This window comes from Serratia sp. CY31944, from assembly GCF_052169175.1.
Classification (GTDB): Bacteria; Pseudomonadota; Gammaproteobacteria; order Enterobacterales; family Enterobacteriaceae; genus Serratia; species Serratia sarumanii.
Window position 1 is genome coordinate 138,992 of sequence record NZ_JBJNLG010000001.1, and the last position, 26,188, is coordinate 165,179.

At 59.1% G+C, this 26,188-nt stretch carries 27 protein-coding genes; 9 read left to right on the forward strand and 18 right to left on the reverse strand.

Features of this window, described 5'->3' with window-relative positions:
- Nucleotides 1-6: 6 nt before the first annotated feature.
- Together ACJ8IN_RS00635 and ACJ8IN_RS00640 are read right to left on the reverse strand one after the other, a co-directional pair.
- The gene (locus ACJ8IN_RS00635) at nt 7-1,029 is read right to left on the reverse strand and encodes a lytic murein transglycosylase (RefSeq protein WP_060421365.1); all 1,023 of its coding nucleotides are present in this window, start codon (nt 1,027-1,029) and stop codon (nt 7-9) included.
- A 28-nt stretch (nt 1,030-1,057) separates the two neighbouring features.
- On the reverse strand, nt 1,058-1,330 hold the full coding sequence (locus ACJ8IN_RS00640; protein ID WP_033634832.1) for a YcgL domain-containing protein: 273 nt from the start codon (nt 1,328-1,330) through the stop codon (nt 1,058-1,060).
- Nucleotides 1,331-1,466: 136 nt separating this feature from the next.
- On the opposite strand from ACJ8IN_RS00640, the gene minC reads away from it, so the two are divergent.
- Genes minC through minE form a run of 3 tightly spaced genes read left to right on the forward strand, consistent with a single transcriptional unit; the run spans nt 1,467 to nt 3,273 of the window.
- Nucleotides 1,467-2,162, forward strand: a complete 696-nt coding sequence (gene minC, locus ACJ8IN_RS00645; protein WP_025303113.1) for a septum site-determining protein MinC — start codon at nt 1,467-1,469, stop codon at nt 2,160-2,162.
- Nucleotides 2,163-2,187: 25 nt separating this feature from the next.
- Nucleotides 2,188-3,000, forward strand: a complete 813-nt coding sequence (minD, locus tag ACJ8IN_RS00650) for a septum site-determining protein MinD (RefSeq protein ID WP_016927452.1) — start codon at nt 2,188-2,190, stop codon at nt 2,998-3,000.
- 3 nt (nt 3,001-3,003) lie between these two features.
- Nucleotides 3,004-3,273 (forward strand): cell division topological specificity factor MinE, encoded by a 270-nt coding sequence (minE, locus tag ACJ8IN_RS00655; protein ID WP_004932303.1) that lies wholly within the window; start codon nt 3,004-3,006, stop codon nt 3,271-3,273.
- A gap of 237 nt (nt 3,274-3,510) precedes the next feature.
- Here minE and rnd read toward each other — a convergent pair whose 3' ends face one another.
- The 5 genes from rnd to ACJ8IN_RS00680 form a co-directional block, all read right to left on the reverse strand.
- Nucleotides 3,511-4,632, reverse strand: coding sequence for a ribonuclease D (gene rnd / locus ACJ8IN_RS00660; RefSeq protein WP_033634833.1), 1,122 nt, complete (start codon nt 4,630-4,632; stop codon nt 3,511-3,513).
- 81 nt (nt 4,633-4,713) lie between these two features.
- Nucleotides 4,714-6,402, reverse strand: coding sequence for a long-chain-fatty-acid--CoA ligase FadD (fadD, locus tag ACJ8IN_RS00665; protein ID WP_033654397.1), 1,689 nt, complete (start codon nt 6,400-6,402; stop codon nt 4,714-4,716).
- A 208-nt stretch (nt 6,403-6,610) separates the two neighbouring features.
- Nucleotides 6,611-7,201 (reverse strand): Slp family lipoprotein, encoded by a 591-nt coding sequence (locus tag ACJ8IN_RS00670; RefSeq protein WP_033638506.1) that lies wholly within the window; start codon nt 7,199-7,201, stop codon nt 6,611-6,613.
- 100 nt (nt 7,202-7,301) lie between these two features.
- A complete protein-coding gene (gene tsaB, locus ACJ8IN_RS00675; protein WP_033647628.1) occupies nt 7,302-8,003 on the reverse strand; it encodes a tRNA (adenosine(37)-N6)-threonylcarbamoyltransferase complex dimerization subunit type 1 TsaB in 702 nt (233 codons plus the stop codon).
- A 79-nt stretch (nt 8,004-8,082) separates the two neighbouring features.
- Nucleotides 8,083-9,999 (reverse strand): ATP-dependent DNA helicase, encoded by a 1,917-nt coding sequence (locus ACJ8IN_RS00680; protein WP_060421128.1) that lies wholly within the window; start codon nt 9,997-9,999, stop codon nt 8,083-8,085.
- Nucleotides 10,000-10,132: 133 nt separating this feature from the next.
- On the opposite strand from ACJ8IN_RS00680, the gene ACJ8IN_RS00685 reads away from it, so the two are divergent.
- A complete protein-coding gene (locus ACJ8IN_RS00685; protein WP_033634838.1) occupies nt 10,133-10,477 on the forward strand; it encodes a RidA family protein in 345 nt (114 codons plus the stop codon).
- Nucleotides 10,478-10,538: 61 nt separating this feature from the next.
- Here ACJ8IN_RS00685 and mdtI read toward each other — a convergent pair whose 3' ends face one another.
- The 4 genes from mdtI to zwf form a co-directional block, all read right to left on the reverse strand.
- Nucleotides 10,539-10,868 carry a multidrug/spermidine efflux SMR transporter subunit MdtI gene (gene mdtI / locus ACJ8IN_RS00690; RefSeq protein WP_033634839.1) on the reverse strand — a complete coding sequence of 110 codons (330 nt, stop codon included), beginning with the start codon at nt 10,866-10,868 and terminating at the stop codon, nt 10,539-10,541.
- Complete coding sequence (gene mdtJ / locus ACJ8IN_RS00695) at nt 10,855-11,223, reverse strand: multidrug/spermidine efflux SMR transporter subunit MdtJ (RefSeq protein ID WP_060421131.1); 369 nt, start codon at nt 11,221-11,223, stop codon at nt 10,855-10,857. The genes mdtI and mdtJ overlap by 14 nt, the downstream gene beginning before the upstream one ends.
- Nucleotides 11,224-11,774: 551 nt before the next feature.
- Nucleotides 11,775-12,416 (reverse strand): bifunctional 4-hydroxy-2-oxoglutarate aldolase/2-dehydro-3-deoxy-phosphogluconate aldolase, encoded by a 642-nt coding sequence (locus ACJ8IN_RS00700; RefSeq protein WP_047567052.1) that lies wholly within the window; start codon nt 12,414-12,416, stop codon nt 11,775-11,777.
- A gap of 154 nt (nt 12,417-12,570) precedes the next feature.
- Nucleotides 12,571-14,046 (reverse strand): glucose-6-phosphate dehydrogenase, encoded by a 1,476-nt coding sequence (gene zwf / locus ACJ8IN_RS00705; RefSeq protein WP_033634844.1) that lies wholly within the window; start codon nt 14,044-14,046, stop codon nt 12,571-12,573.
- 448 nt (nt 14,047-14,494) lie between these two features.
- On the opposite strand from zwf, the gene ACJ8IN_RS00710 reads away from it, so the two are divergent.
- From ACJ8IN_RS00710 to ACJ8IN_RS00720, 3 genes are all read left to right on the forward strand, one after another.
- The gene (locus ACJ8IN_RS00710; protein ID WP_033634845.1) at nt 14,495-15,367 is read left to right on the forward strand and encodes a MurR/RpiR family transcriptional regulator; all 873 of its coding nucleotides are present in this window, start codon (nt 14,495-14,497) and stop codon (nt 15,365-15,367) included.
- Nucleotides 15,368-15,556: 189 nt separating this feature from the next.
- Nucleotides 15,557-16,999 (forward strand): pyruvate kinase, encoded by a 1,443-nt coding sequence (gene pyk / locus ACJ8IN_RS00715; RefSeq protein ID WP_019452801.1) that lies wholly within the window; start codon nt 15,557-15,559, stop codon nt 16,997-16,999.
- 85 nt (nt 17,000-17,084) lie between these two features.
- Complete coding sequence (locus tag ACJ8IN_RS00720) at nt 17,085-17,966, forward strand: leucine-rich repeat domain-containing protein (protein WP_060421133.1); 882 nt, start codon at nt 17,085-17,087, stop codon at nt 17,964-17,966.
- A gap of 49 nt (nt 17,967-18,015) precedes the next feature.
- Here the strand turns inward: ACJ8IN_RS00720 and lpxM are convergent, their stop codons facing one another.
- The 3 genes from lpxM to znuA all read right to left on the reverse strand — a co-directional run bounded on the left by lpxM (nt 18,016) and on the right by znuA (nt 21,424).
- Nucleotides 18,016-18,984 (reverse strand): lauroyl-Kdo(2)-lipid IV(A) myristoyltransferase, encoded by a 969-nt coding sequence (lpxM, locus tag ACJ8IN_RS00725; protein ID WP_033638507.1) that lies wholly within the window; start codon nt 18,982-18,984, stop codon nt 18,016-18,018.
- Between the two features lie 151 nt (nt 18,985-19,135).
- Nucleotides 19,136-20,458 (reverse strand): murein DD-endopeptidase MepM, encoded by a 1,323-nt coding sequence (gene mepM / locus ACJ8IN_RS00730; RefSeq protein WP_033634847.1) that lies wholly within the window; start codon nt 20,456-20,458, stop codon nt 19,136-19,138.
- Between the two features lie 21 nt (nt 20,459-20,479).
- Nucleotides 20,480-21,424, reverse strand: a complete 945-nt coding sequence (gene znuA, locus ACJ8IN_RS00735) for a zinc ABC transporter substrate-binding protein ZnuA (protein ID WP_060421186.1) — start codon at nt 21,422-21,424, stop codon at nt 20,480-20,482.
- Nucleotides 21,425-21,502: 78 nt separating this feature from the next.
- Here znuA and znuC point away from each other — a divergent pair, with 78 nt between their 5' ends.
- Together znuC and znuB are read left to right on the forward strand one after the other, a co-directional pair.
- Complete coding sequence (gene znuC / locus ACJ8IN_RS00740) at nt 21,503-22,261, forward strand: zinc ABC transporter ATP-binding protein ZnuC (RefSeq protein WP_004932357.1); 759 nt, start codon at nt 21,503-21,505, stop codon at nt 22,259-22,261.
- A complete protein-coding gene (gene znuB / locus ACJ8IN_RS00745; protein ID WP_060421135.1) occupies nt 22,258-23,043 on the forward strand; it encodes a zinc ABC transporter permease subunit ZnuB in 786 nt (261 codons plus the stop codon). The genes znuC and znuB overlap by 4 nt, the downstream gene beginning before the upstream one ends.
- Before the next feature lie 66 nt (nt 23,044-23,109).
- On the opposite strand, the gene ruvB is transcribed toward znuB, so the two are convergent.
- The 4 genes from ruvB to ACJ8IN_RS00765 form a co-directional block, all read right to left on the reverse strand.
- Nucleotides 23,110-24,114 (reverse strand): Holliday junction branch migration DNA helicase RuvB, encoded by a 1,005-nt coding sequence (ruvB, locus tag ACJ8IN_RS00750; protein WP_025303125.1) that lies wholly within the window; start codon nt 24,112-24,114, stop codon nt 23,110-23,112.
- Between the two features lie 19 nt (nt 24,115-24,133).
- Nucleotides 24,134-24,748: a Holliday junction branch migration protein RuvA gene (gene ruvA / locus ACJ8IN_RS00755; protein WP_033634852.1), complete on the reverse strand. Its 615-nt coding sequence runs from the start codon at nt 24,746-24,748 to the stop codon at nt 24,134-24,136.
- Between the two features lie 112 nt (nt 24,749-24,860).
- Nucleotides 24,861-25,382, reverse strand: a complete 522-nt coding sequence (ruvC, locus tag ACJ8IN_RS00760) for a crossover junction endodeoxyribonuclease RuvC (RefSeq protein WP_033634853.1) — start codon at nt 25,380-25,382, stop codon at nt 24,861-24,863.
- Between the two features lie 57 nt (nt 25,383-25,439).
- Nucleotides 25,440-26,183: a YebC/PmpR family DNA-binding transcriptional regulator gene (locus tag ACJ8IN_RS00765; RefSeq protein WP_033647638.1), complete on the reverse strand. Its 744-nt coding sequence runs from the start codon at nt 26,181-26,183 to the stop codon at nt 25,440-25,442.
- Between the last annotated feature and the right edge of the window lie 5 nt (nt 26,184-26,188).

The following is a 26,188-nucleotide window of genomic DNA, read 5'->3' on the forward strand; positions in this document are numbered from 1 at the left end:
GCCGGATCAATGCCCGATCGCGTCCGCCATCATACCCACGGCGATGGCGAAATAGTAAGAGCGATTCCAGTGCATGAGGGTGCGGAAATTATCATAGACCAGGAACGTCCGCCCCTGGAGATCATCCGGCGCGATGATCCAACCGCGCTGGACGGCATGCGGCAATGCACTGCCATCCGCACGACGCACCCCGCGCTGTTGCCAGGCGTTGACGCTGCGCGCCTGCGCGTCTTTCAACCCCAGCTCGGATCGCTTGAAACCGGCGGGCAGTTTAACCTCGCGCCCCCAGCCGATACCGGGCTGCCAGCCCTCTTTGGACAAATAACTGGCCGTAGACGCAAAGACGTCATCAATGTTATTCCAGATATCGATGCGCCCGTCACCGTCGCCGTCCGCCGCGTAGCGCAAGAAGGAGCTCGGCATAAACTGGCATTGCCCCATCGCGCCGGCCCAGGAGCCTTTCAGCGGCGTATCGCCGACGTGCCCCTGCTCGACTATCTGCAACGCCGCCATCAGCTCCTGGCTGAAAAAGGCCTCGCGGCGCCCTTCAAACGCCAGCGTCGCCAGCGCGGACACCACGTCTTCCCGCCCCTGAATCTTGCCGTAGGCGCTCTCCATGCCCCACAGCGCAATGATATAGCGCCCCGGCACCCGGTAGCGCTCGCTGGCGCGCGCCCATTGCGCCTGGCGCTGCCGATACAGTTCGCGCCCTTGGCGCACCTTGGCGGGCGACATCACCCGCCGCAGGTAGTCGTCCAGGGTAATTTTCTGCTCCGGCTGATTGCGATCGGCCTTGATCACCCGATCGACGAAATGGATTTGCGCAAAAGCGCGGTCAAGGGTGCCCTGGCTGATGCCCTGCTCCCGCGCCCGGCGCTTGAGCTGCTCGACATACGCCGGGAACTGCGCCGGATCGCGGCCGCTCGCCGCCAGCGTCGTCTCCTGAGCCGCCTGCGGCGCGCCGGGCATCAGCACACCGCCCAGCGCCAGCCAGGCGGCCAATACGGTTCTTCTCGCCGAACGTGTCATCGCGCCTCCCTTGGCCGTGGCGACTGTCTCAGGCCTTGTCGCCCGCCAGATGCTGATTGAGCAGGTTTTCAACCGGCGGCGGGAACTGCAGGTAATAGCCTTCGTCTTTCAACGCCTGCTTCACCTTTTCGATATCCGCCGAGGCCAATTTCTTGCGCTCATCGAGCGAAAGCATCATGGCGAATTGCGGCACGCCGAAACTTTTCATCAGATCCTCTGGCACACGAGAGAAATCGTCTTTTTTTTCGACATAAAGATAAGTTTGATCGCGTTTCGGGCTTCTATAGATCACACAAAGCATTTTTTTAACTCTATTTAATTGAGGGAGCGTCTTGCCTGGATATAACTCTGACTATAACATGCTTATAGTACATCGGAATATCGCACCCCGAGTGGTATTCCGGGGATTTAAAGTTGCTGAGACTGAGTCAGGATAGATGTCACAATCGCCAATTGAGCTAAAAGGCAGCAGTTTTACCCTATCGGTTGTTCATTTGCATAATTCGCAGCCCGAGGTAATACGTCAGGCGTTACAGGAAAAAGTTGAGCAAGCGCCCGCTTTTCTGAAAAACGCCCCTGTTGTTATCAACGTCGCAACGCTGGAAGGCGATGCGAACTGGAAAGAACTTCAACAGGCTGTCGCGGCAGCAGGTCTGCGCGTTGTGGGTATCAGCGGTTGCAGAGATGAGCGTCAAAAGCGCGCGATAGCCCGCGCCGGGCTGCCGCTGCTGAGCGAAGGCAAAGGCCAGAAAATGGCGGCGCCGGAGCCTGCACCTGCGCCCGTGGTGGCGGATAACGCCCCCGCCAAAACGCGCATCATCAGCACGCCTGTCCGTTCCGGCCAACAGATTTACGCCCGCAACTGCGATCTTATCGTGACCAGCAGCGTCAGCGCCGGCGCCGAACTGATTGCCGACGGCAACATTCATGTTTACGGCATGATGCGCGGTCGCGCACTGGCAGGCGCGTCAGGCGACACGCAATGTCAGATTTTTTGCACCCACCTGGCGGCTGAGCTAGTCTCTATCGCAGGGCAGTACTGGTTGAGCGACCAAATCCCGTCCGATTACGTCGGGCAGGCCGTACGACTCAGCCTGTTGGATAACGCTTTAACCATACAACCTTTAAATTAAGCCCTTTTGACAAGGAATCCATTTCATGGCACGCATTATTGTTGTTACATCGGGTAAAGGGGGCGTTGGCAAGACCACTTCGAGCGCGGCCATCGCTACCGGCCTGGCCCAGAAAGGCAAGAAAACCGTCGTGATCGATTTCGATATCGGCCTGCGTAATCTTGACCTGATCATGGGCTGCGAACGTCGGGTAGTGTATGATTTCGTGAACGTGATTCAGGGCGATGCCACGCTGAATCAGGCGTTGATCAAAGACAAACGCACTGAAAACCTCTATATCCTGCCTGCTTCGCAGACGCGCGACAAAGACGCGTTGACCCGCGAAGGCGTTGAAAAAATTCTCAACGATCTCGGCGAGATGGATTTTGACTTCGTGGTGTGCGATTCACCGGCCGGTATCGAAACCGGTGCGCTGATGGCGCTGTATTTCGCCGACGAAGCTATCATCACCACCAACCCGGAAGTGTCTTCGGTACGCGACTCCGACCGTATCCTGGGCATCCTCTCCTCCAAGTCACGCCGCGCCGAGAAAGGCGAGTCGCCCATCAAGGAACACCTGCTGCTGACCCGTTACAACCCGGGCCGCGTCAGCCGTGGCGACATGCTGAGCATGGAAGACGTGCTGGAAATCCTGCGCATTCCACTGGTGGGTGTGATCCCGGAAGACCAGTCCGTGCTGCGCGCTTCCAACCAGGGTGAGCCTGTCATTCTGGATGCCGAGTCAGACGCCGGTAAGGCGTACGACGATACCGTTTGCCGCTTGTTGGGGGAAGAACGCCCATTCCGCTTCATTGAAGAAGAGAAGAAGGGTTTCCTGAAACGCCTTTTTGGGGGATAAACCATGGCCTTATTAGACTTCTTTCTGTCCCGCAAAAAACAGACAGCCAATATAGCCAAGGAACGGCTGCAGATTATCGTCGCAGAGCGTCGTCGCGGGGACAGTGAGCCCCCGTATCTGCCTGATCTGAAACGCGATATTCTGGCGGTTATTTGCAAATACATTCAGATCGATCCTGAAATGCTGCACGTGCAGTTCGAGCAGAAAGGGGACGATATTTCGGTACTTGAACTTAACGTGACATTACCGGAATCGGAAGAAGCAGCTAAATGATTGCGACGCATTAATTACCCCCTGTATATTTTATACAGGGGGTAACTGTATGTACATCCAGTTATTAAGCTTTATCGGCAGCAAAAAAGTGATTTTTCCCTTTGGGACTATTCCCAATTAACTTTGCCGCCGCCTCGTTTAAAGTAAATTCTGGCCAGATTTACCTTCAACGCATTATTTCCTGCCTATATTCACCCGAGCAGAGTTTCCCTACCCTGCCCTGGTGATAATCAGCGATTAATAATCTTTCAGGATGTCCTGCAGCGGTGCCATTAATAGATCGCCACGCCAGCCGCTGATTAATTCAGGGCGACTTTCGCCGTCTTTCAGTTGCCAATGCCAGTTCAGCAATTGGTTAATTTGGCGACGGGATGCCAGCAGCTCGCTGCTCAACCCGCTTTGCTCGCTGACGGTAGCGATCGCCGCCTTGATGTCTTTGAACACCTTCTTGTAGCCCGGCTGATCGATCAGGTTTGCCAACGGCGCCGGCAGCTCGGATTCGTCCAGCGCTTCGGCCTCCGCCACCAGCGCCAGCAGCGTTTTACCGTGATAACGGATCTCCGGCCCGCTCAGGCCCAGCGAATCCAGTTCTCCCAGCGAAGACGGCATATAGCGCGCCACCTGCCACAGGTTTTCCTCACGCACCACGAAGTTCACCGCCAGATCGCGCTCGCGCGCCTGGCGCAGCCGCCATTCCGCCAACTTCTGCAAACAACCGAGTTGACGCGGGCGCAGCTGCCAGGCATTGCTGATTTCGCGATAGGCCAATTCCGGCGCCAGCGCCTCGCTGCGGCGCTGGCACAGCAGCAGGCACTCGTTGTTGGCCGCCGCGGTCCAACCGGCCTCTTCGGTCTCCTGCACCAGCTGTTTGGCCATCGGCAGCAGATAGAACACGTCGGCGGCTGCGTACACGCACTGCCTTTCGGTCAACGGACGCGCCAGCCAGTCGGTGCGCGACTCGCTCTTGTCCAGCTCAACCTTCATATACTCCGCCACCAGCGTCGCGAAACCGCAGGAGAGCGGCCGGCCGGTAAACGCCGCCAGGATCTGGGTATCGACCATCGGCGTCGGCAGCGTTTTAAAGGCGTTGAGAAACACTTCAAGATCTTCACTGCCGGCATGCAGGAACTTCACCACGGCGGTATCGGCCAGCAGGTCGACAAACGGCTGCCATTGCTTGATCGGCAGAGGATCGATAAGGGAGAGTTGTTCACCGTCGTAGAGCTGGATCAGGCCCAGCTGCGGATAGTAGGTGCGCGTTCTGACAAACTCGGTGTCCAGCGCAATCTGGGCATGCTTTCTCGCCTGCTCGCAGACCTGCTGCAATCCGGCATCGGTAGTGATCAACTGATAATTCAAAACATCATTCTCTTGTAGGATTCAAACACAACAACGCCGGCATTCACCGGCGTTGTCGATAGTCAGGCGCAAGAGCGAAACCTAGGCGGCATCGGCCGGTTTCGGCGTTTTTAGCTCATCGCGCAGTTCTCGCCGCAAAATCTTGCCGACGTTCGACTTCGGCAATTCATCGCGGAACTCAACAATTTTAGGCACTTTATACCCGGTCAGGTGCCGACGGCAATGGGTCAACAGCTCTTCCTTGGTCAGCGAGGCGTCTTTCTTCACCACGCAGATCTTCACCGTCTCGCCGGAGACCTCGCTGGGCACCCCGATCGCCGCACATTCCAGCACCTTCGGATGCTGGCTGACCACGTCCTCGATCTCGTTCGGGTAAACGTTGAAACCAGAGACCAGGATCATGTCTTTCTTACGGTCGACGATGCGCACAAACCCCTGCTCGTCCACGGTCACCACATCACCGGTCGCCAACCAGCCATCTTTCAGCACTTCGTCGGTAGCTTCCGGGCGTTGCCAATAGCCTAACATAACTTGCGGGCCTTTGACCCACAGTTCGCCCGGTTCTCCCGGCGGCACATCCTGGCCATTGTCGTCCAACAGCCGAATATCCGTCGACGGCACCGGTAAGCCGATGCTGCCGCTGTAGTGTTTCAGATCGTAAGGGTTGCCGGCCACCAGCGGCGCGCACTCCGTCAGGCCATAGCCTTCCAGCAGGTGTTTGCCGGTGGTTTTCTCCCACTTCTCGGCCACCGCTTTTTGCACCGACATGCCGCCGCCGACCGAGAAACGCAGCGTGGAGAAGTCGAGTTTGTGGAACTCTTCGTTGTTCAGCAACGCGTTGAACAAGGTATTCACCCCGCTCATGGCGGTGAACGGGTATTTGCCCAGCTCCTTCACCAGCCCCGGAATATCGCGCGGGTTGGTGATCAGCAAATTGCGCCCGCCCAGATCGATAAACAGCAGGCAGTTCACCGTCAGCGCGAAAATGTGGTACAGCGGCAACGCCGTCACCACCAGTTCCTGCCCTTCACGGAACAGCGGCGAGTAGGCGGCTTTGGCCTGTTCGAGGTTGGCCTGCATGTTGCGGTGCGTCAGCATCGCGCCTTTCGCTACGCCGGTGGTACCGCCGGTGTATTGCAGGAAGGCCAAATCGGTATTAATGATGTCCGGCTTTACATATTGCAGACGGCGTCCGCGCTGCAGCGCGCTGCGGAATGAAATGGCGTCCGGCAGGTTATATTTAGGCACCAGGCGCTTGATGTACTTGACCACAAAGTTGACCAGCGTGCCTTTGGCGGCCGAAAGCTGATCGCCCATGCGCGTGAGGATCACGTGCTTGACCTGGGTGTTGAACACCACTTTTTCCAACGTATGGGCAAAGTTGGAGACGATGACGATGGCGCTGGCGCCGCTGTCGTTCAACTGGTGTTCCAGCTCGCGCGGGGTATACAGCGGGTTGACGTTAACCACCACCATACCGGCGCGCAGAATGCCGAACAGGGCGATGGGGTACTGCAACAGGTTAGGCATCATCAGCGCGACGCGGTCGCCCTTCTTCAGGCCCAGTTCATTTTGCAGGTAAGCCGCGAAAGCCCGGCTGCGCTCTTCCAGTTTGCGGAAGGTCATCACCTCGCCCATGTTGATAAAGGCGGGCTGATCGGCATAGCGCTGCACGGCATGCTCAAACATTTCGATCAACGACGAATAGCGATCGGCATCAATCTCTGCGGGCACATCTGCCGGATACCGTTTTAACCAGACCTTATCCAAGGTATTACTCCTGAAATCATTACTAATTATCATCGCAGCCTCAAACTCGCAGCCTAACCATAACAATATTTTAACTCAGCAGACCAGTGCAGGTTTTAAACATTATTCAGGTTGCGATGTACGTCACTAATTGTCGGATATTCCTTATCCCAAAAAGCAAAAGGGCGGCCTGAGCCGCCCTGTCAAATGTGATCACATCAAGCGTATGCTACTCGGTTACGATGGTTTGCACCTGTGCCGGGCCAGGATTGTACCAGCCATAGCCTGCGCCCCAACCGGGTCCCCACGGGCCACCGCGCCAGCCCCAGGGGCCCATTGGCGCAGGCGGCATTACCACCTGCTGCACCAGGTGCCAGCGTTTGAAACCGGTCACGTTCATCGTCACGAAGCGATACGGCGTCATGCCGATACGCCCCTCTTTCAGGCCGGTAATGGGGCCGACGACGGTCACCAACTGGCCTTTGAAATCAACCGGTTCGAGGAAGCCGTTTACCGTGGCCAGCAAGCGGCCGCGCGACGGTTCGCCCAAAATCGGCCGCGCACCGCTGTCGAGCGGCACCGCCGCGATCTCCAGCACTGTGCGCCCTTGCTCGTTGGCGACGTTTACTACGGTGCCGCCGAAGCGGGCTTCCGCGCCGGTAAACAGATTGGGTGCATTTTGTACCGAGGAAAGCTGAGTCACCGGCGAAGGGGTGGAACCTTTGATCGCATCCGGTACGGTGACGCACCCGGACAGAACCAGCGCGCCGCAGGCGACGGCCAGCAGCGACAGCTTTTTACTTGCAGTGCGGATTAACATGGTCGCAATCTCCTGAAATGGCTGTAACTTTGACCGCGTTTCATCGTTCAAGTTGCAGGCTTTCATCGCCCGGCCTTAACAACAGCACAATAGGCCGCGCTTACTCGCGGCCCGGCAGTTTTTTCCAGGTGACTTCATTGCGCAGATAGGTCGGCTCGGCGTTTTCCACCGCCACCGCCAGCCCCTGTTGCCAGGCGTGCAGCGCCAGCGGCAGCATGTCTTGCGCCTGCGGCAACAGCATCTGCCCGTCACGCACGCTCAGCGTAGACCCCTTGACCAGATCGGGATAGGTTTGCCAGCCGGTGCCGACGTGGGCCCATTCGCCCTGCAGGCGCTGCGCACGCTCCAGCGCCTGCGCCGGCGACAACACCGCCTCGCCTTCGCTTTCCAACCAGCTACCGTCCGCCTGGCGTTCGAACTGCCCCCAGTAGACTTCGCCCATGCGCGCATCTATCGCCGCCAGCACCCGCTCCGCGCCGCAAACGCGCCAGGCGCCCTGCGCCATGGTTTGCAGCGTGGAAATGCCGAGCATCGGCAGATCGGCGCCCAGCGCCAGGCCCTGAGCGATGCCAATGCCGATGCGTACCCCGGTAAAGCTGCCGGGGCCGCGGCCAAAGGCCAGCGCATCGAGCTGGTTGAGCGCCAGGCCGGATTCCGCCAGCACCTGCTGCACCATAGGTAAAATACGTTGCGTATGCTCGCGTGGGCACAGCTCAAACAGGGCGTGGATTTCGCCTTGATTCCAGACGGCGACGGAACAGGCTTCCGTCGCGGTATCGATCGCTAAAATTCGCGTGGACATGCCAACCTCTGGCGGGAATAAAACTGGGTTTTTCATACAGGGCGCGCATTGTAGCACAGCCCCGTAAGCCCTTCATCTTTCAAGTGGCCGACGTGTCGGCGGCCTGCAGGAAGGCGATCGCCTGCTTCAAATCGCGGGTGCGCGGCGTAGGTGGCAGGCTATTGAGGAACACCTCGCCGTAGGGCCGCATGACCAGACGGTTATCGCAAATCACCAGCACGCCGCGATCGTCGGTGTCGCGGATCAAACGGCCGACGCCCTGTTTCAGGGTGATGACCGCATCCGGCAGCTGCACGTCATTGAACGGATCGCCGCCGCGCAGGCGGCAATCTTCAATGCGCGCCTTCAGCAGCGGATCGTCCGGTGAAGTGAACGGCAGTTTATCGATGATCACGCAGGACAGCGCATCGCCGCGCACGTCCACCCCCTCCCAGAAGCTGCTGGTCGCCACCAGCAGCGCGTTACCGGCGGCGACGAACTGCGCCAGCAGCTGCCCTTTGCTGGTTTCCCCTTGCAACAGCACCGGCAGCGTCATCGTGGCGCGGAACTCTTCCGCCAGCTCGCGCATCATCTGGTGCGAGGTGCATAAAAAGAAGCAGCGGCCGTTGTTGGCTTCAATTAATGGCCGCAGCATGCGCGCCAGCTGGCGCGCTCCGCCGCGCTGATTCGGCGAAGGCAAAAAGCGCGGCACGCACAGCAGCGCCTGCTTGGCATAGTCGAACGGGCTCGGCAACAGCAGCGTTTTGGCCTTGGTCAGCCCCAGCCGTTCGGTGAAGTGGCCCAACCGATCGTTGACCGACAGCGTGGCCGAGGTAAAGATCCAACTGCCCGGCTTCTCGTCCAGCATTTCGCGGAACCGATCGGCTACCGTCAGCGGCGTCAGCGCCAGCACGAAATGGCGCGAGTTGCATTCATACCAATAGCTGTAGCCCGGCTCCGTCACCGCCTTCAGCCGCTTGAGGCGCGCGCGGTACAGCGTGGCGCGCTCAAAGGCGGCGTCCAGCAGCGCCGAACGCCCCAGCGACAGTTTCATCACGTCATAACACAGCTCCAACGCGTCATCGAGCAGCAACAGAGCGCGCTGCACGTTCGGTTCGCCGAGCACGTCACGCAAATTGCCGCGAAAACCCGGCTCGCCCAGATTCAGACGGAAATCTTGCGTGCTCAGGCTGAGACGGTCGGCGCTTTTTTGCAGTTGAGCGGCGTCGCGCACCTCGGTGCGGTAGGCGATGGTGATGTCCTTCGCCAGATCCAACAGTTGGCGGCTGGTGAGCTGTTGGCCGAAATACTGGCTGGCGATGTCGGGGATTTGGTGCGCTTCGTCGAAAATCATCACCTCGGCTTCCGGGATCAGCTCGGCGAAACCGCCCTCTTTCACCACCATATCCGCCAGGAACAGGTGATGGTTTACCACCACCACATCCGCATCCATCGCGCGGCGGCGTGCCTTGACCACGAAGCAATCCTGATACAGCGGGCAATCGCTGCCCAGGCAGTTGTCATTGGTGCTGGTCACCAATGGCCAGACGAAGCTGTCTTCCGCCACTTCGCTGCAGGTGCTGATGTCGCCCTCTTTGGTCTGCGACGACCACTTGCGCAGCTGCACCAGATCGATCAGCGTCTGCCCCGCCAGCTCACCGCCGGCCATCGACTGCTGCTCCAGCCGCTCCAGACACAGATAATTGGAGCGCCCCTTCAGCAGCGCCAGCTTGCCTTTGTACTTCAACGCTTTGGCGACGGTGGGCAGATCGCGCGCATACAGCTGATCCTGCAACGCTTTCGAACCGGTAGAGATGATCACTTTGCGATCGGAGCGCAGCGCCGGCGCCAGATAAGCGAAGGTTTTGCCGGTGCCAGTGCCGGCTTCCACCACCAGCTCCTGCTTGAAATTGATCGCCTCGGTGACGGCTTGCGCCATCTGCCGCTGCGGCTCACGCGGTTTGAATCCCTTGATAGCCTGCGCCAATGCGCCGTCTGTTGCAAAATCGTCTGTCACGCTGTCTCTCTGCCGGTGTCATTCAGCGGTGATTATGCCAAGCCTGCCGCCCGGCTACCACCCACTTTATCGCCGCGCTTTTTCATTACCGGCTGTGCTACCCTTAGCGGGACTATGATATGGAGATAAGCAAATGAATATCGAAAGAATTGATCCCGATCAGCGCTGGTCCGAAGCCGTGGTGCACAACGAGACCGTTTACTACACCAGCGTGCCGGAGAACCTGGACGACGACGCGACCGCGCAGACCGCCAACGCCCTCGCCGCCATCGACGTGCTGCTGGCGCGCGTAGGTTCGGACAAAAGCCGCATTCTGGATGCCACCATTTTCCTGGCCAACAGCGCCGACTTCGCCGCGATGAACGCCGCCTGGGACGCCTGGGTGGTCGCCGGCAGCGCGCCGGTGCGCTGCACCGTGCAGGCGCAGCTGATGAATCCGAAGTACAAGGTGGAAATCAAAATCATCGCCGCGCTGTAAGCCTGAGCGCAGACGAAAAAAAACCGCAGACGCAACGCCTGCGGTTTTTTATTGCCCGTTATCAGGACAGTTTAAGGATCACCATCCCCATCAGCAGCAGCGCCAGGCCAATCCAGCCTTTGGCGTTCAACCGCTGGCCGAACATGATCCAGCCTGCGGCGATGGTGGCGGCGATACCGAAACCGCCCCACAGCGCATAAGCGATCGACAGATCGATGCCCTTCACCGCCTGCGCCAGGGCGCTGAACGCGCCGAGCACCGACAGCAGCGACAACAGCCCCAGCCAAATTTTACGGAAGCCGTCCGACATCTTCAGGAAGATGTTGGCGATGATTTCCAGCACGATCGCCAGCCCCAGGAACCCAATGTGGTACAACTCAAACTGTTGCATGGTTGTTACCTCGCGGGCTGACCTGTTTTCGCTCTTTGCGGGTACCGGATTTCACCAGCATGATGCCGGCGATCAGCGTAGCCAGGCCCAGCACCTTCAGCGCCGAGATTGGCTCGTCGAACCACAGCACGCTGAACAGGGTAATGAACAGAATACCGATGCCTTCCCACAGCGCATAGGCCACGCCCAGCGCCACGCGTTTTACCGCTACGGACAGCAACACATAAGAGGCGGTGATCATCACGTACATCACGATGTGCCCAATCATGCCGCCATTGACGCTGGCGTATTTCATCGACAAGGTGCCGATGATTTCGGTAATGATGGCCAAACCTAAAAAGATCCAATAAATCATAATTTTTCTCCCAAACGGCGAATAACGCGCGCCAAGGCATATTTATCCCGATTTATCTCGTCGAACGGCCGCATTGCGGCGCGCAAGACGCAGAGATCCCTGGGGATAAACTGACCCAAACGCAAAAAGAATGTTTGCCCGGCTGAACGGTAGAGCGAAGGCGAAAGCCCGCTACCGGCACCGGTTAAGGGAGAAAGACGCTATAGCTCGCTGCACCAGTGATGCTCACTGGCAAGGATCGCAGACAGGAAGAGTTGGCACGTAGAGGTTCTGAGGGTAATTCCGTTAATAGTCATCATAATCGTTCTCTATTATCAGCCGCACACCGTGCGATTTGCCCAATATCCTCATGAAAGTAAAATTTTCGACTGAGATATTTTTACCACAGCCAAAATAAGAAAGCAAACTGCCGTTTTCATAAAAATCGAAAAAAAACGGGTTAAAAATAAGAACGTTAATCACGATAAAAATTAAAAAAGGCTCAACGGAGCGTTGAGCCTTGCGATATTCGCGGGCGCGCAAATAAGCGCCAACCCCAGGCGCGGCGCGGGTTACAACGCGGCCCCGCTGACGGCGCTGCGCGCCAGTTCAGTGATGCGCGCGTAGTCGCCGCTTTCGAGCGCGTCCGCCGGCACCAGCCAGGAACCACCGATGCAAAGTACGCTGTTCAGCGCCAGATAATCGCGGTAGTTGTTCGGCGTAATGCCGCCGGTCGGGCAAAAACGCACCTGCGGGAACGGGCCGCCGATCGCCTGCAGCGCCTTCACGCCGCCGTTGGCTTCCGCCGGGAAGAATTTGAACTCGCGCAGGCCGTGATCCATGCCCTGCATCAGCTCGGAAACGGTGCTGATGCCCGGGATCAGCGGGATTGGCCCCGCCGTCGCCGCCTGCAGCAAGGCTTCGGTCAGCCCCGGGCTGATGGCGAACTGCGCTCCCGCCTCGGTCACCTCCCGCAGCTGCTGCGGATTGATCACCGTACCAGCGCCGATAATGGCCTCCGGCACCTCTTTGGCGATAGCGCGGATCGCCTCCAGCCCGCAGGTGGTGCGCAGCGTCACCTCCAATACCCGCACGCCGCCGGCAACCAGCGCTTTCGCCAGCGGCACCGCCTGCTCCAGCTTGTTGATCACGATAACAGGCACCACCGGCCCTGCCGTCAGGATCTGCTCGGCGCTGGTTTTCCAGTTTTTCATCGTTATTTCTCCATTACTCGCGGTTAACAATGGCACGCCCCTGCCACAGGGCTCCGCGCAAATGCGCGGACGTCCGGCCGTACCGTAAGTGATGTGGCCCACGCGCAGATCGCAGGCAAAAAAAAGCCGGCAGACAGGCTGCCGGCATTGCGCATTACTCGAACTCGTTCCAGGAACGGCCGTCGCGGGTGATCATCGCCACCGAGGCCACCGGCCCCCAGGTGCCCGCCTGATAAGGCTTCGGCGCCTCGTTGTCGGCTTTCCATGCGTCCATGATGGAGTCGACCCACTTCCAGGCCTCTTCCACTTCATCGCGGCGCACAAACAGCGCCTGAATGCCGCGCATGGTCTCCAGCAGCAGGCGCTCGTAGGCGTCCGCCACGTGCTCCTGGTTGAAGGTTTCCGAGAAGCTCAGATCCAGCTTGGTGGTCTGCAGACGGTGCTTGTGATCCAGCCCCGGCACCTTGTTCAGCACCTGAATTTCGATGCCTTCGTCCGGCTGCAGGCGGATGGTCAGCTTGTTCTGCGGTAGCTGTTGGTAAGAGTCGCTGAACAGGTTAAGCGGTGGGTTTTTGAAGTACACCACCACTTCCGAGCATTTGGTCGGCAGACGTTTACCGGTACGCAGGTAGAACGGCACCCCGGCCCACTGCCAGTTGTCGATATCCACGCGGATGGAGACGAAAGTTTCGGTGCTGCTGCTCTTGTTCGCCCCTTCCTCTTCCAGATAACCCGGCACTTTCTTGCCCTGGACGAAACCGGCGGTGTACTGACCGCGCACGGTGGTTTCCCGTACATTGGTCTGATCGATGCGGCGCAGCGAACGCAGTACCTTCACCTTCTCGTCGCGGATACGGTCGGTGGTCAGATCCGCCGGCGGCGACATGGCGATCATGGTCAGGATCTGCAGCAGGTGGTTCTGGATCATGTCGCGCATCTGGCCGGCCTGGTCGAAGTAACCCCAGCGCCCTTCGATGCCCACCTCTTCCGCCACGGTGATCTGCACCGAATCGATGGTACGGTTATCCCAGTTGGATGCGAACAGCGAGTTGGCGAAACGCAGCGCCAACAGGTTCAGCACCGTCTCTTTGCCGAGATAGTGGTCGATACGGTAAACCTGGGATTCGTTGAAGTACTCCGCCACCTGGTCGTTGATCACGCGGGAAGACGCCAGATCGGTGCCCAGCGGCTTCTCCATCACCACGCGCGCCGGCTCATGGTTCAGCTTGGCTTCACCCAACCCTTTGCAGATGGCGCCGAAGGTGCTTGGCGGCATGGCGAAGTAGTTGATGGTGGTGCGGTGTTTCTGATCCAGCATTTTACCCAATTTGGTAAAGTTCTTGCTGTCGTTGACGTCCAGATTGCAGAAGTCCAGGCGTGCGCTCAGCGTGGCCCAGAGTTCGTCATCCAGTTTTTCCTTCATGAAGGTGCCAAGCGCTTCCTTGACCACTTCGGTATAGGCTTTTTTATCCCACTCCGCGCGGCCGACGCCGATGATCCGCGTTTCCGGGTGGATGTGTCCGGCTTTCTCTAACTGGTACAGGGAAGGCAGCAGCTTACGGCGCGCCAAATCACCTTTCGCGCCGAAAATAACCAGGTCACACGCCTGGGCTGTAGAGGTTACCGCCATGTTCATCTCCTCGTTGCAGGATATTTGTAATTTTCTTACATTACTAATGTACTCTGTTTGACTACGGCCAGCAAACCCAGCGCAGAAGCAGAAAAAAAGACCTCAATATTCCAGTGGAAAGCGCCAATGTGCGCCAGCGCCCTCGTCCCGGGCAAAACTGTAATTTTTCGTCTTTTTTGACGCTCTGTTACCATTATGAAAGTTAGACACAGGTCATATTCTGGTGAAAAAAGCCTGCATACGCCCTGTCGAGACTGCCAACGGTTACCAGCACGTAGTATATTTTCACTAAACCGGCATTGATTTCTCCTTTGTTTGAAATCGTCATACCCTATCGATTCCAGGTTACAGCCGCTCGTTTGGCGTCTGCTTGCACGGCAAACACGGGCGAGATTCGACGCTGTTGCTTGAAAGCCACAGGGATAAAACCATGAGTGACTCTCGTTATATGAATACGCTGGACAAAATCCAGAGCCATCTGGAACTCCTGAGCAAATCTGAAAGGAAAGTCGCCGAGGTGATCCTGGCCTCCCCGCAGACCGCCATTCACTCCAGCATCGCCACGCTGGCGCGCATGGCCGACGTCAGTGAACCCACCGTCAACCGTTTTTGCCGCCGCCTTGACACCAAAGGCTTTCCCGACTTCAAACTGCATCTCGCCCAAAGCCTGGCTAACGGCACGCCCTACGTAAACCGTAACGTCGAGGAAGACGACAGCGTCGATGCTTATACCAGCAAGATCTTCGAATCGGTCATGGCCAGCCTGGATACAGTAAAGGCAAATTTGGATATTGCCGCAATCAATCGTGCGGTTGACCTGCTCACCCAGGCAAAAAAGATCTCTTTCTTCGGCCTGGGCGCCTCCGCGGCGGTGGCGCACGATGCGATGAACAAATTTTTCCGCTTCAACATTCCGGTGGTCTACTTCGATGACATCGTTATGCAGCGCATGAGCTGCATGAACTCCGGCGAAGGCGACGTGGTGGTGCTGATCTCACACACCGGCCGCACCAAGAATCTGGTGGAGATGGCCCACCTGGCGCGAGAAAACGACGCCACGGTACTGGCTATCACCTCGCGCGACACCCCGCTCGCCCAGGCGGCGACCCTCGCTCTGCTGCTCGATGTGCCCGAAGACACCGACGTTTACATGCCGATGGTGTCGCGGATCGCGCAATTAACGCTCATTGACGTGCTCGCCACCGGATTTACCTTGCGCCGAGGGGCTAAATTCAGAGATAACTTGAAGCGGGTCAAAGAAGCGCTCAAAGAATCGCGCTTTGATAAAGGCGTGGTCATTCCCAACAGTTTTGATTCGTGACCCGACGAAGAAAAAATCGCCGTTCAACAGACATTTGAATGACGGCATCAGAGGCGGTACCCTGTTAACATGCTCATGCGGGTAACCCGGGTGAAATATCAGTGTTGTAAAATTACATTTCACGCCTGGTTTCGTTATCCGACGTTATCGCAACACCAATATTTGCTTCACCAGTCAACGGAGTAATACATGTCCAGACGGCTCAGAAGAACCAAAATCGTTACCACCCTGGGTCCGGCTACTGACCGCGACAATAATCTGGAAAAGATCATTGCCGCCGGCGCCAACGTAGTTCGGCTTAACTTCTCCCACGGCAGCCCGGAAGATCACCAGGCTCGCGCTGACAAAGTGCGCGAAATCGCCGCAAAACTGGGACGTCACGTCGCTATACTCGGCGATCTGCAAGGGCCGAAAATCCGCGTCTCCACCTTCAAGGAAGGCAAAATCTTCCTCAACGTGGGCGATAAATTCCTGCTGGACGCCAACCTGTCAAAAGGCGAAGGCGATAAAGAAAAAGTCGGTATCGACTATAAAGGCCTGCCTGCCGACGTGGTGCCGGGCGATGTCCTGCTGCTCGACGACGGCCGCGTTCAGCTGAAAGTGCTCGAAGTTCAGGGCATGAAAGTGTTTACCGAAGTGACGGTCGGCGGCCCGCTGTCCAACAACAAGGGCATCAATAAGCTCGGCGGTGGCCTGTCGGCCGAAGCGCTGACCGAAAAAGACAAGGCGGACATTGTGACCGCCGCCAAGATTGGCGTCGACTATCTGGCGGTTTCCTTCCCGCGCACCGGTGAAGACCTGAACTATGCCCGCCGCCTGGCGCGCGACGCCGGCTGCAACGCCAAGATCGTGTCCAAGGTTGAGCGCGCCGAAGCGGTCTGCAGCGACGAAGCGATGGACGACATTATTCTGGCCTCCGACGTGGTGATGGTTGCCCGTGGCGATCTCGGCGTCGAAATCGGCGATCCGGAACTGGTCGGCATTCAGAAGAAACTGATCCGCCGCGCCCGTACCCTGAACCGCGCGGTGATCACCGCAACTCAGATGATGGAGTCGATGATCACCAACCCGATGCCGACCCGCGCCGAAGTCATGGACGTGGCCAACGCCGTGCTGGACGGCACCGACGCCGTTATGCTGTCGGCGGAAACCGCCGCCGGCCAATACCCGGCGGAAACCGTGGCGGCGATGGCGCGCGTTTGTCTGGGCGCCGAGAAGATCCCGAGCATCAATGTTTCCAAACACCGCCTGGACGTGCAGTTCGACAACATTGAAGAAGCGATTGCCATGTCTTCGATGTATGCCGCCAACCACCTGAAAGGCGTTACCGCGCTGATCGCCATGACCGAATCCGGCCGCACCGCGCTGATGATGTCGCGCATCAGCTCCGGCCTGCCGATCTTCGCCATGTCGCGCCATGAGCACACGCTGAACCTGACTGCGCTGTATCGCGGCGTGACGCCGGTGTATTTCGACAGCCACAAAGACGGCGTGATCGCCGCCAATGAAGCCGTCAATCGCCTGCGCGACAAGGGCTTCCTGGTCTCCGGCGATCTGGTGATCGTTACCCAGGGCGACGTGATGGAAACCGTCGGCACCACCAATACCAGCCGTATCCTGCGCGTCGAGTAATCCACGCCGCAGACGAAATGCCGGCCGGCTCACGTTGGCCGGCATTTTTTTTGCCCTGACACCGCCATAAAAGACGGAGAACGCCATGCTCCACCAACACACTCCCGCAGCGAGCGGTGATGAGCTCGATCTCGACGGCCACGGCCTGACGCAGCTCGACGAGTCGCCGTTAGCCGGCCACGCGCTGCGCAAGATTAGCCTGTACGATAATCAGCTGACGGCCCTCCCTGTCGCCCTCTTCAGGCACCGAAATCTGCGGGTGCTGAATATCTCCTGCAATCAGCTCGACCGCCTGCCGCCGGAGATTGGCCAGTTGCAACAGCTCGAGATGTTCGACTTTGGCCACAATCGCGCAAACGAACTCCCCGAAGAGCTGGGGCAGCTGCATCGGTTGAAATATCTCTATCTGAGCGATAACGGCTTTAGCGATCTGCCGCGCTCGCTGGCGCAGCTGCAGCAGCTGGTTTACCTCAACGCGACCGACAACCATTTAACCGTTTTGCCACAGGCGATACCGAGGCTGGCGGCATTGCAAGAGCTGCGTTTATACAACAACCGCATCGGCAACCTGCCCGCCGAAATCGGGCAACTGCACGCGCTGCGCGAACTGCATATCATGAAAAATGCCCTGAACTCGCTGCCGGCGGAAATGGCTCAGCTCGGTGAGCTGGAGATACTCGACGCGGCTAACAATGCCATCGCCGAGCTGCCGCAGGCCTTCTGTCGGTTGCCGCGGCTGAGCGAGCTGAACCTGCGTTTCAATCAGCTGACGCGCCTGCCGGAAAATATCGGCGAGCTGACGGCGCTGAGAAGTCTGGATCTGCGCGCCAACCGCCTGAGCGACCTGCCGGAAAGCCTTGGCGAACTGAGCCGCCTGCGCAAACTGGATCTGCGCTGGAATGATTTCACCCACACCCCCAACGTCATCGACATCCTGCGGGCTCGCGGCTGTAGGGTGCATATATGAAGAGACGCCGGCCGGATTGCGGCCCGGCCGGCGTTAGCGGCAGAAAGGATTAACGATACAGATCGTCGCGCGAGTAAGGTTCAATCTCCCCTTCCTTGCGCGTCTTCAGCAGTTTGAGGATCCAGGTATACTGCTCCGGATTCGGGCCCACCAGATTTTCCACTTCTTCATTCATGCGGCGGGCAATGCGCGGATCGTCGGCTTCGGCCAGATCGTCCATCGGCTCGCGAATATAAATATCCAGCATGCTGGTTTTGCCGTCGTACACCGGGAACAAAGGCACGATCGCCGCACGACACACCTTCATCAGCCGACCCACCGCCGGCAGCGTCGCCTTATAGGTGGCGAAGAAATCGACGAACTCGCTGTGCTCGGCGCCGTGATCCTGATCGGGCAGATAGTAGCCCCAATACCCCTGCCGTACCGAACTGATAAACGGTTTGATGCCGTCGTTGCGCGCGTGCATGCGGCCGCCGAATTTACGCCGCACGGCATTCCACAGGTAGTCGATCAGCTGATTACGCTGATTGTGGAACATCGCCGCCATCGGTTGGCCGCGCGCGGCCATCAGCATCGCCGGCACATCCACCGCCCAGCCGTGAGGCACCAGGAAAATCACGTTGCGCCCTTCCGCCCGGATCTTGTCCAACACCTCTTCACCGTGCCAACGCACGCGCTTGAGCACTTTCTCGGGCTTGGTGCAGGCCAGCTCCGCCATCAGCACCATCGACTGCGGCGCACAGGCGAACATCTGGTCGATAATGTGCTCGCGGTCGCTTTCCGGCAGCCCCGGCAAGCAATACAGCAGGTTGATGCGGGCACGGCGGCGCGCGCCCTTCGCCAGCTTGCCGGCCAGTTTGCCGACCGCACCCAGCACCGGATCGCGCAGGCGCGCAGGCACCAGCGAAATGCCGGCCATCAGGCCGGTTCCCAACCACACGCCCCAGTAGCGCGGATATAAAAAGGCTTTTTGAAACTGCGGGATGAACTCTACGTTCGATTTCTTCTCGTTTTGCATGCACATGCTCTTAGCTTAGCGATTCGGCTAATCATAATTGCCATCACCGATTTTGCAATTAACAACCGCGAACCGCCCAGATAAAACAGCATCGGCCCGCAATCAGGCCGATGAAATTAGCGGCGCCGAAGCGCCGGAAAAAGGGCGGGCGTTAATCCAACTGCAGTTGAGGAACCACTTCCTTCACCTGCGCCAGATAATCGCTGCGATCTTTGCCGCTCAGCCCTTCGGAACGCGGCAGCTTGGCCGTCAGCGGGTTCACCGCCTGTTGGCCGGTCCACAGTTCAAAGTGCAGGTGCGGCCCGGTGGAGCGGCCGGTGTTGCCGGAGAGCGCAATGCGATCGCCGCGTTTCACCTTCTGGCCCGGTTTCACCAGCAGCTTTTTCAGGTGCATATAACGCGTGGTGTACTGACGACCGTGGCGGATCGCCACATAGTTGCCCGCTGCGCCACTGCGTTTGGCGATCACCACTTCACCGTCGCCGACCGCCAGCACCGGCGTGCCGACCGGCATGGCAAAATCGACGCCTTTGTGCGGCGCCACGCGGCCGGTCACCGGGTTCACGCGGCGCGGGTTGAAGTTGGAGGAGATGCGGAACTGTTTCATGGTCGGGAAACGCATGAAGCCGCGCGCCAGGCCTGAGCCCTGGCGATCGTAGAATTTGCCGTCTTCGGCGCGGATCGCGTAGTAATCCTTGCCGCCTGTGCGCAAACGCACGCCCAGCAGCTGGCTTTGCGATTTCTTGCCGTCGAAATGCTCGCGCGACATCAGCACGGAGAACTGGTCGCCTTTGCGCAGCTTGCGGAAATCGAGCTGCCACTGCAGCGCCTTAATCACCGAGTTGATTTCGTTACGGCTCAGCCCGGCGTCGCCGGCGCTGCTGACGAAGCTGCCGTTGACCCGGCCGCTGATCACGTTGTTGCGCCATTCGCCCTGCTGCGCCTCTTTCGACTCTTTGAAGCTGTTGCCGACGCGGTCATAGGTGCGGGTTTCGCGGCGGGAAACTTCCCAGGTCAACTGCTGCAGATCGCCCGCATCGTTCACGGTCCACGACAGCTGTTGGCCGATCTTCAGATTACGCAGATCGCGGTTTTGCGAGGCCAGCAGCGTGACATCCGACATATCGATGCCATATTGCGTCAGAATGCTGCCGAGGGTGTCGCCGGTGGAAACCACATATTCATGCACGCCATCGTCGCCGGCGTCTTTCTGATCCAGCTCATCCTGCGGGATTTCGTCATCGGGAGTGGGTTGGTCGGCATCAATCGGCTCACTGGCTTCGGGGAGCAATGACCGCATCTGGCTGGATTCTAACTCGACGCTCTTGGCGATGGGATTGTGTTCTGGGTGGTAAACAAAAGGCCGCCAAACAGCGACGGCCAATGTGACGACTGTCAGCGACCCCAGCATGACGCGGTGGGGCCGTGGCAGGTTGTTATACGCCAGAGCGATAGTTCGGACTATCTGCTGCACTCGATATTATCCTCATAAGCTTTACTTCAGGCAGCTCACGTACTGGCTTGACAGCTGAGTCAGGAATTTCCCGTAGCTGTCCTTCCCCAGCGCGATGCCGACGCCCAGCGGGTCCAGCGTTCCGGAACGCACTTTGGTACCCTTGGCGACGGCATTGATTACGGCCGGCCTGAATTGTGGCTCAGCAAAAACGCATACCGCTTTCTGCTCAACCAACTGTGTTCGAATTTGGTGTAGGCGCTGTGCTCCAGGCTGAATTTCGGGATTGACGGTGAAATGGCCCAGCGGACTCAAACCGTAGTGTTTCTCAAAGTAGCCGTAAGCATCATGAAAAACAAAATAACCCTTACCTTGCACAGGCGTAAGCATGTTACCAACATTTTTGTCAGTTTGCGTCAGCAGATTCTCGAACTGGCGCAGGTTTGCGTCTAATTTGTCCTTATTTTGCGGCATAAGTTCCAACAATCTGTCGTGAATCGCGATCGCGGTCACTTTTGCTATCTCCGGCGACAGCCAAACGTGCATATTGTACTCGCCGTGATGATGCCCATGATCGTCATCGGCATGGTTATGCGCTTCGCCTGCATGATCATGATCGTCGTCCTCTTCGCCTTTCATCAGCAGCGGCTTCACCGCCGGCAGTTCGCTGATGGCCAGTTTTCGGGTCGCCGAGATCGGCACCAGCGCCTTGTTCAGGAACGCCTCCATATCCGGCCCAACCCACAGCACCAGGTCCGCGGAACGCAAGCGCTGGATATCGGAAGGACGCAACGCAAAATCGTGCGGTGAAGCGCCATCCGGCAGCAACACTTCGGTCGGCGTCACGCCGTCGGCGATGGCCGAAGCGATAAAGCCCAACGGACGAATCGAGGTCACCACCGCCGCGGAAGCGCTGCTCAGCGGGCCGGCCATCAACAGTGCGCTGGCCAGCAGCGTGCGCTGCAGCCATTTATTTTTCTTTGCCATCATCAGTAATCCCATCGTTTTCATCAACAAGGCGTGATATTATAACATTCGCTTCGTTCTGCAACCTGTAATCTCGAGATGTCTACACTGATAACGCTAAAAAATATCTCCGTCGCCTTCGGCAGCCGCAAGGTGCTGTCGAACATTTCCCTCAGCCTGCAACCCGGCCGTATTCTCACGCTTCTGGGCCCGAACGGCGCGGGCAAGTCTACGTTGGTGCGCGTGGTGCTGGGATTGGTCAAACCGACCGCCGGCACGCTGGAGCGTGAGCCCGATCTGCGCATCGGCTACGTGCCGCAAAAGCTGCACCTTGACGCCACCCTGCCGCTGACCGTCAGCCGCTTTATGCGCCTCAAGCCCGGCGTCAAGAAAGCCGACATTCTGCCGGCGCTCAAGCGCGTGCACGCCGCCCACCTGCTCGACCAGCCGATGCAAAAGCTCTCCGGCGGTGAAAACCAACGCGTACTGCTGGCGCGAGCGCTGCTGAACAAACCGCAGCTGCTGGTGCTGGACGAACCCACGCAGGGAGTGGACGTCAACGGCCAGCTGGCGCTCTACGATCTGATCGATCAACTGCGTAAAGAGCTGGGTTGCGCCGTGCTGATGGTGTCGCACGATCTGCATCTGGTGATGGCGAAAACCGACGAGGTCTTGTGCCTCAATCAGCACATCTGCTGCTCAGGAGCGCCGGAGGTGGTGTCGATGCATCCCGAATTCATCGCCATGTTCGGCAACCGCGGCGCAGAGCAACTGGCGGTGTATCGCCACCATCACAATCACCGCCACGACCTGCAGGGAAGAATTGTCTTGAAGAAAACCGGGAGCCGCGAAGCATGATCGAACTGTTACTTCCCGGCTGGCTGGCCGGCGTGTTGTTGGCCGGCGCCGCCGGGCCGCTGGGCTCCTTCGTGGTCTGGCGCCGCATGTCCTACTTTGGCGATACCCTGGCGCACGCCTCGCTGCTCGGCGTCGCCTTTGGTCTGCTGCTCGACATCAATCCTTTCTATGCGGTGATCGCCATTACGCTGCTGCTGGCTCTGGCCCTGGTGTGGCTGGAACGCCGCCCGCAGCTTTCGGTGGATACCCTGCTCGGCATTCTGGCCCACAGCGCCCTGTCGCTGGGCCTGGTAGTGGTGGCGCTGATGTCCAACGTGCGGGTCGATCTGATGGCCTACCTGTTCGGCGATCTGCTGTCGGTCACGCTGAGCGATATCATGATGATCGCCGGCGGCGTCGCCGTGGTGCTGTTGGTGCTGTGGTGGCAGTGGCGCGATCTGCTGTCGATGACCATCAGCCCGGAGCTGGCGCACGTCGACGGCGTCAATCTGGCGCGGGCGCGCACCGTGCTGATGCTGGTGACCGCGTTGACCATCGGCCTGGCGATGAAATTCGTCGGCGCGCTGATCATCACTTCGCTGCTGATCATTCCCGCAGCCACCGCTCGCCGCTTCGCGCGCACGCCGGAACAGATGGCCGGCGTCGCGGTGCTGCTCGGCATGGTGGCCGTCACCGGCGGCCTGACTTTCTCGGCGTGTTACGATACGCCGGCCGGCCCTTCGGTAGTGCTCTGCGCCGCCGTGCTGTTCACGCTGAGCCTGTTAAAAAAACAGCAGGCTTGATTGAAGCCAGAACCAGAATATGACGAGGGCCGCAGATGCGGCCCTTTTGTATGGAGGATGGCAAACTTATGCTTCGCGTTCCAGCCCGAAATGCCGGTAGGCATGCTGCGTCGCCAGGCGGCCGCGCGGCGTGCGCTGGATAAAGCCCTGCTGGATCAGGAACGGTTCGATCACGTCCTCGATGGTTTCGCGCTCTTCGCCGATCGCCGCCGCCAGGTTGTCCAGCCCAACCGGGCCGCCGGTAAACTTGTCGATAATCGCCAACAGCAGCTTGCGATCCATATAGTCGAAACCTTCGGCGTCAACGTTGAGCATATCGAGCGCCTGTGCCGCCACCGCGCCGCTGATCACGCCGTTGGCGCGCACCTCGGCAAAGTCGCGCACCCGGCGCAACAGGCGGTTGGCGATACGCGGCGTACCGCGCGCACGGCGGGCCACTTCATGGGCGCCCTCATCGGACAGCTCCAGCCCCAGGCAGCCGGCGCTGCGCGAGACGATGTGCTGCAGATCCGCCACCTGATAAAACTCCAACCGCTGGACAATGCCGAAGCGATCGCGCAGCGGCGAGGTCAGCGAGCCGGCGCGAGTGGTAGCGCCCACCAAGGTAAACGGCGGCAGATCGAGCTTAATCGAACGCGCCGCCGGCCCTTCGCCAATCATGATATCCAGCTGATAGTCTTCCATCGCCGGATACAGCACCTCTTCCACCACCGGAGACAAACGGTGGATTTCGTCGATGAACAACACGTCGTGCGGTTCGAGGTTGGTCAGCATCGCCGCCAAATCACCCGCCTTCTCCAGCACCGGGCCGGACGTGGTGCGCAGATTCACGCCCATTTCGTTGGCCACGATGTTGGCCAGGGTGGTCTTCCCTAAGCCCGGCGGGCCGAAGATCAGCAGATGGTCGAGCGCGTCGCCGCGCTGCTTGGCCGCCTGGATGAAAATCTCCATCTGCTCGCGCACGTGCGGCTGGCCAACGTATTCGGTCAACAGCTTGGGACGAATGGCGCGATCGAGGACTTCTTCCTCGTTGATCGGTTCGGCGGAGATCAGGCGATCGGCTTCAATCATTATCTACCTCTTAGCGGCCTTACAAAGCCGCGCGCAGCGCGTCGCGGATCAGGGTCTCGCAGTCGGCGCCCGGTTTGGCAATTTTGCTGATCATGCGGCTGGCTTCCTGCGGCTTATAGCCCAGCGCCACCAACGCCGAGACAGCTTCGGCTTCTGCGTCCGCTTCCGGCGCGTTGGCGGCGGCGGACGGCAGGCTGATCTCGCTGCTGCTGTTGAACAGATCGCCGTTCAGCCCTTTGAAGCGGTCTTTCATCTCTACCACCAGGCGCTCGGCGGTTTTCTTGCCTACGCCCGGCAGCTTGACCAGCGCGGTGATCTCTTCGCGCTCCACCGCGCTGACGAACTGCTGCGCGGACATGCCTGACAGGATCGCCAACGCCAGTTTCGGCCCGACGCCGTTGACCTTGATCAGCTCGCGGAACAGCGCGCGCTCCTGCTTGTCGTTGAAACCGTACAGCAGTTGTGCGTCTTCACGCACCACGAAGTGGGTAAACACGATGGCCTCTTGCCCCAGTTCCGGCAGCTCGTAAAAACAGGTCATCGGCATGTGTACCTCATAGCCCACGCCGTTCGCCTCCAGTAACACCAGCGGCGGCTGCTTTTCCAGAATATTTCCTCTGAGACGACCTATCATTTACCCTCCTGCAGAATGACCGGGCATGGCGCCCTGCCATGCCGTTGCTGGTAAAGCTTATAACATAAAAAAGGCTGGATGAATATCCAGCCTGAGCAATCATCGCTTTGCGTCAGCGCAAACGCCCGCGCGCCAGGTTCAACCGCCCTTCGCTCATCCGCAGCACGTTCTGGCTGAGGTGGCAGTGGGTAATGGCGATGGCCAGGGCATCGGCGGCGTCCGCCTGCGGGTTGGCCGAGAGTTTGAGCAGCGAGCGCACCATGTGCTGTACCTGCGCCTTTTCGGCCGCGCCGGTGCCGACCACGGTCTGTTTGACCTGCCGCGCCGCATACTCGAACACTTCCAGATTCTGATTCACCGCCGCGACGATGGCGACGCCGCGCGCCTGGCCGAGCTTGAGCGCCGAATCCGGGTTCTTGGCCATAAACACCTGTTCGACGGCGAAGAAGTCGGGCTGAAACTGGGTGATGATCTCGCTGACGCCGGCGTAAATCAGCTTCAGTCGCGTCGGCATGTCGTCCACCACCGTGCGGATGCAGCCGCTGGCAATATAGCTCAACTGACGCCCCTGCTGGCGGATAAGGCCATAGCCGGTGACGCGTGAGCCGGGATCGATACCGAGTATGATCGCCATATCTACATCCACCTTGCATGCACGGCGCCGCCGAACGGCGGCGCCCGTTTTACCGGATTACAGCGTCGCCGCCACTTCGTCGGAGATTTCACCGTTATGGTAAACTTCCTGCACGTCGTCGCAGTCTTCCAGCATATCGATCAGGCGCAGCAGCTTAGGCGCGGTTTCCGCGTCCATGTCGGCCTTGGTCGATGGGATCATCGACACTTCCGCCGCTTCGGCTTCGAAGCCCGCCGCGGTCAGCGCGTCTTTCACCGCGCCCAGGCTTTCCCAGGCGGTGAACACGTCGATGGCGCCATCGTCATAGGTCACGATGTCTTCCGCACCGGCTTCCAGCGCCGCTTCCATCACGGTGTCTTCATCCAGGCCCGGTGCGTAGGTGATCACGCCCTTCTTGGTGAACAGGTAAGCCACGGAACCGTCGGTGCCGAGGTTGCCGCCGCATTTGGTGAAGGCGTGGCGCACTTCCGCCACGGTGCGGTTGCGGTTGTCGCTCAGGCATTCGATCATCACGGCGGTGCCGCCAGGGCCGTAACCTTCATAGATGATGGTTTCCATATTGGTATCATCATCGCCGCCCACGCCGCGCGCGATTGCACGGTTCATGGTGTCGCGCGTCATGTTGTTCGACAGCGCCTTGTCCATCGCCGCGCGCAGACGCGGGTTGGAATCCGGATCGCCGCCGCCCAGCTTGGCGGCCGTGACCAGCTCACGAATAATCTTGGTGAAAATTTTACCGCGCTTGGCGTCCTGCGCCGCTTTACGGTGCTTTGTGTTGGCCCACTTACTATGACCTGCCATAAAAA

Bases quoted from the DNA above. Each gene is read 5' to 3' on its own strand.
- ACJ8IN_RS00635 (WP_060421365.1), bottom strand. From the start codon at position 1,029: ATGACACGTTCGGCGAGAAGAACCGTATTGGCCGCCTGGCTGGCGCTG.
- ACJ8IN_RS00640 (WP_033634832.1), bottom strand. From the start codon at position 1,330: ATGCTTTGTGTGATCTATAGAAGCCCGAAACGCGATCAAACTTATCTT.
- minC (WP_025303113.1), top strand. From the start codon at position 1,467: ATGTCACAATCGCCAATTGAGCTAAAAGGCAGCAGTTTTACCCTATCG.
- minD (WP_016927452.1), top strand. From the start codon at position 2,188: ATGGCACGCATTATTGTTGTTACATCGGGTAAAGGGGGCGTTGGCAAG.
- minE (WP_004932303.1), top strand. From the start codon at position 3,004: ATGGCCTTATTAGACTTCTTTCTGTCCCGCAAAAAACAGACAGCCAAT.
- ACJ8IN_RS00670 (WP_033638506.1), bottom strand. From the start codon at position 7,201: ATGTTAATCCGCACTGCAAGTAAAAAGCTGTCGCTGCTGGCCGTCGCC.
- tsaB (WP_033647628.1), bottom strand. From the start codon at position 8,003: ATGTCCACGCGAATTTTAGCGATCGATACCGCGACGGAAGCCTGTTCC.
- ACJ8IN_RS00685 (WP_033634838.1), top strand. From the start codon at position 10,133: ATGAATATCGAAAGAATTGATCCCGATCAGCGCTGGTCCGAAGCCGTG.
- mdtI (WP_033634839.1), bottom strand. From the start codon at position 10,868: ATGCAACAGTTTGAGTTGTACCACATTGGGTTCCTGGGGCTGGCGATC.
- mdtJ (WP_060421131.1), bottom strand. From the start codon at position 11,223: ATGATTTATTGGATCTTTTTAGGTTTGGCCATCATTACCGAAATCATC.
- ACJ8IN_RS00700 (WP_047567052.1), bottom strand. From the start codon at position 12,416: ATGAAAAACTGGAAAACCAGCGCCGAGCAGATCCTGACGGCAGGGCCG.
- zwf (WP_033634844.1), bottom strand. From the start codon at position 14,046: ATGGCGGTAACCTCTACAGCCCAGGCGTGTGACCTGGTTATTTTCGGC.
- ACJ8IN_RS00710 (WP_033634845.1), top strand. From the start codon at position 14,495: ATGAATACGCTGGACAAAATCCAGAGCCATCTGGAACTCCTGAGCAAA.
- pyk (WP_019452801.1), top strand. From the start codon at position 15,557: ATGTCCAGACGGCTCAGAAGAACCAAAATCGTTACCACCCTGGGTCCG.
- ACJ8IN_RS00720 (WP_060421133.1), top strand. From the start codon at position 17,085: ATGCTCCACCAACACACTCCCGCAGCGAGCGGTGATGAGCTCGATCTC.
- lpxM (WP_033638507.1), bottom strand. From the start codon at position 18,984: ATGCAAAACGAGAAGAAATCGAACGTAGAGTTCATCCCGCAGTTTCAA.
- znuA (WP_060421186.1), bottom strand. From the start codon at position 21,424: ATGGCAAAGAAAAATAAATGGCTGCAGCGCACGCTGCTGGCCAGCGCA.
- znuC (WP_004932357.1), top strand. From the start codon at position 21,503: ATGTCTACACTGATAACGCTAAAAAATATCTCCGTCGCCTTCGGCAGC.
- znuB (WP_060421135.1), top strand. From the start codon at position 22,258: ATGATCGAACTGTTACTTCCCGGCTGGCTGGCCGGCGTGTTGTTGGCC.
- ruvB (WP_025303125.1), bottom strand. From the start codon at position 24,114: ATGATTGAAGCCGATCGCCTGATCTCCGCCGAACCGATCAACGAGGAA.
- ruvA (WP_033634852.1), bottom strand. From the start codon at position 24,748: ATGATAGGTCGTCTCAGAGGAAATATTCTGGAAAAGCAGCCGCCGCTG.
- ruvC (WP_033634853.1), bottom strand. From the start codon at position 25,382: ATGGCGATCATACTCGGTATCGATCCCGGCTCACGCGTCACCGGCTAT.
- ACJ8IN_RS00765 (WP_033647638.1), bottom strand. From the start codon at position 26,183: ATGGCAGGTCATAGTAAGTGGGCCAACACAAAGCACCGTAAAGCGGCG.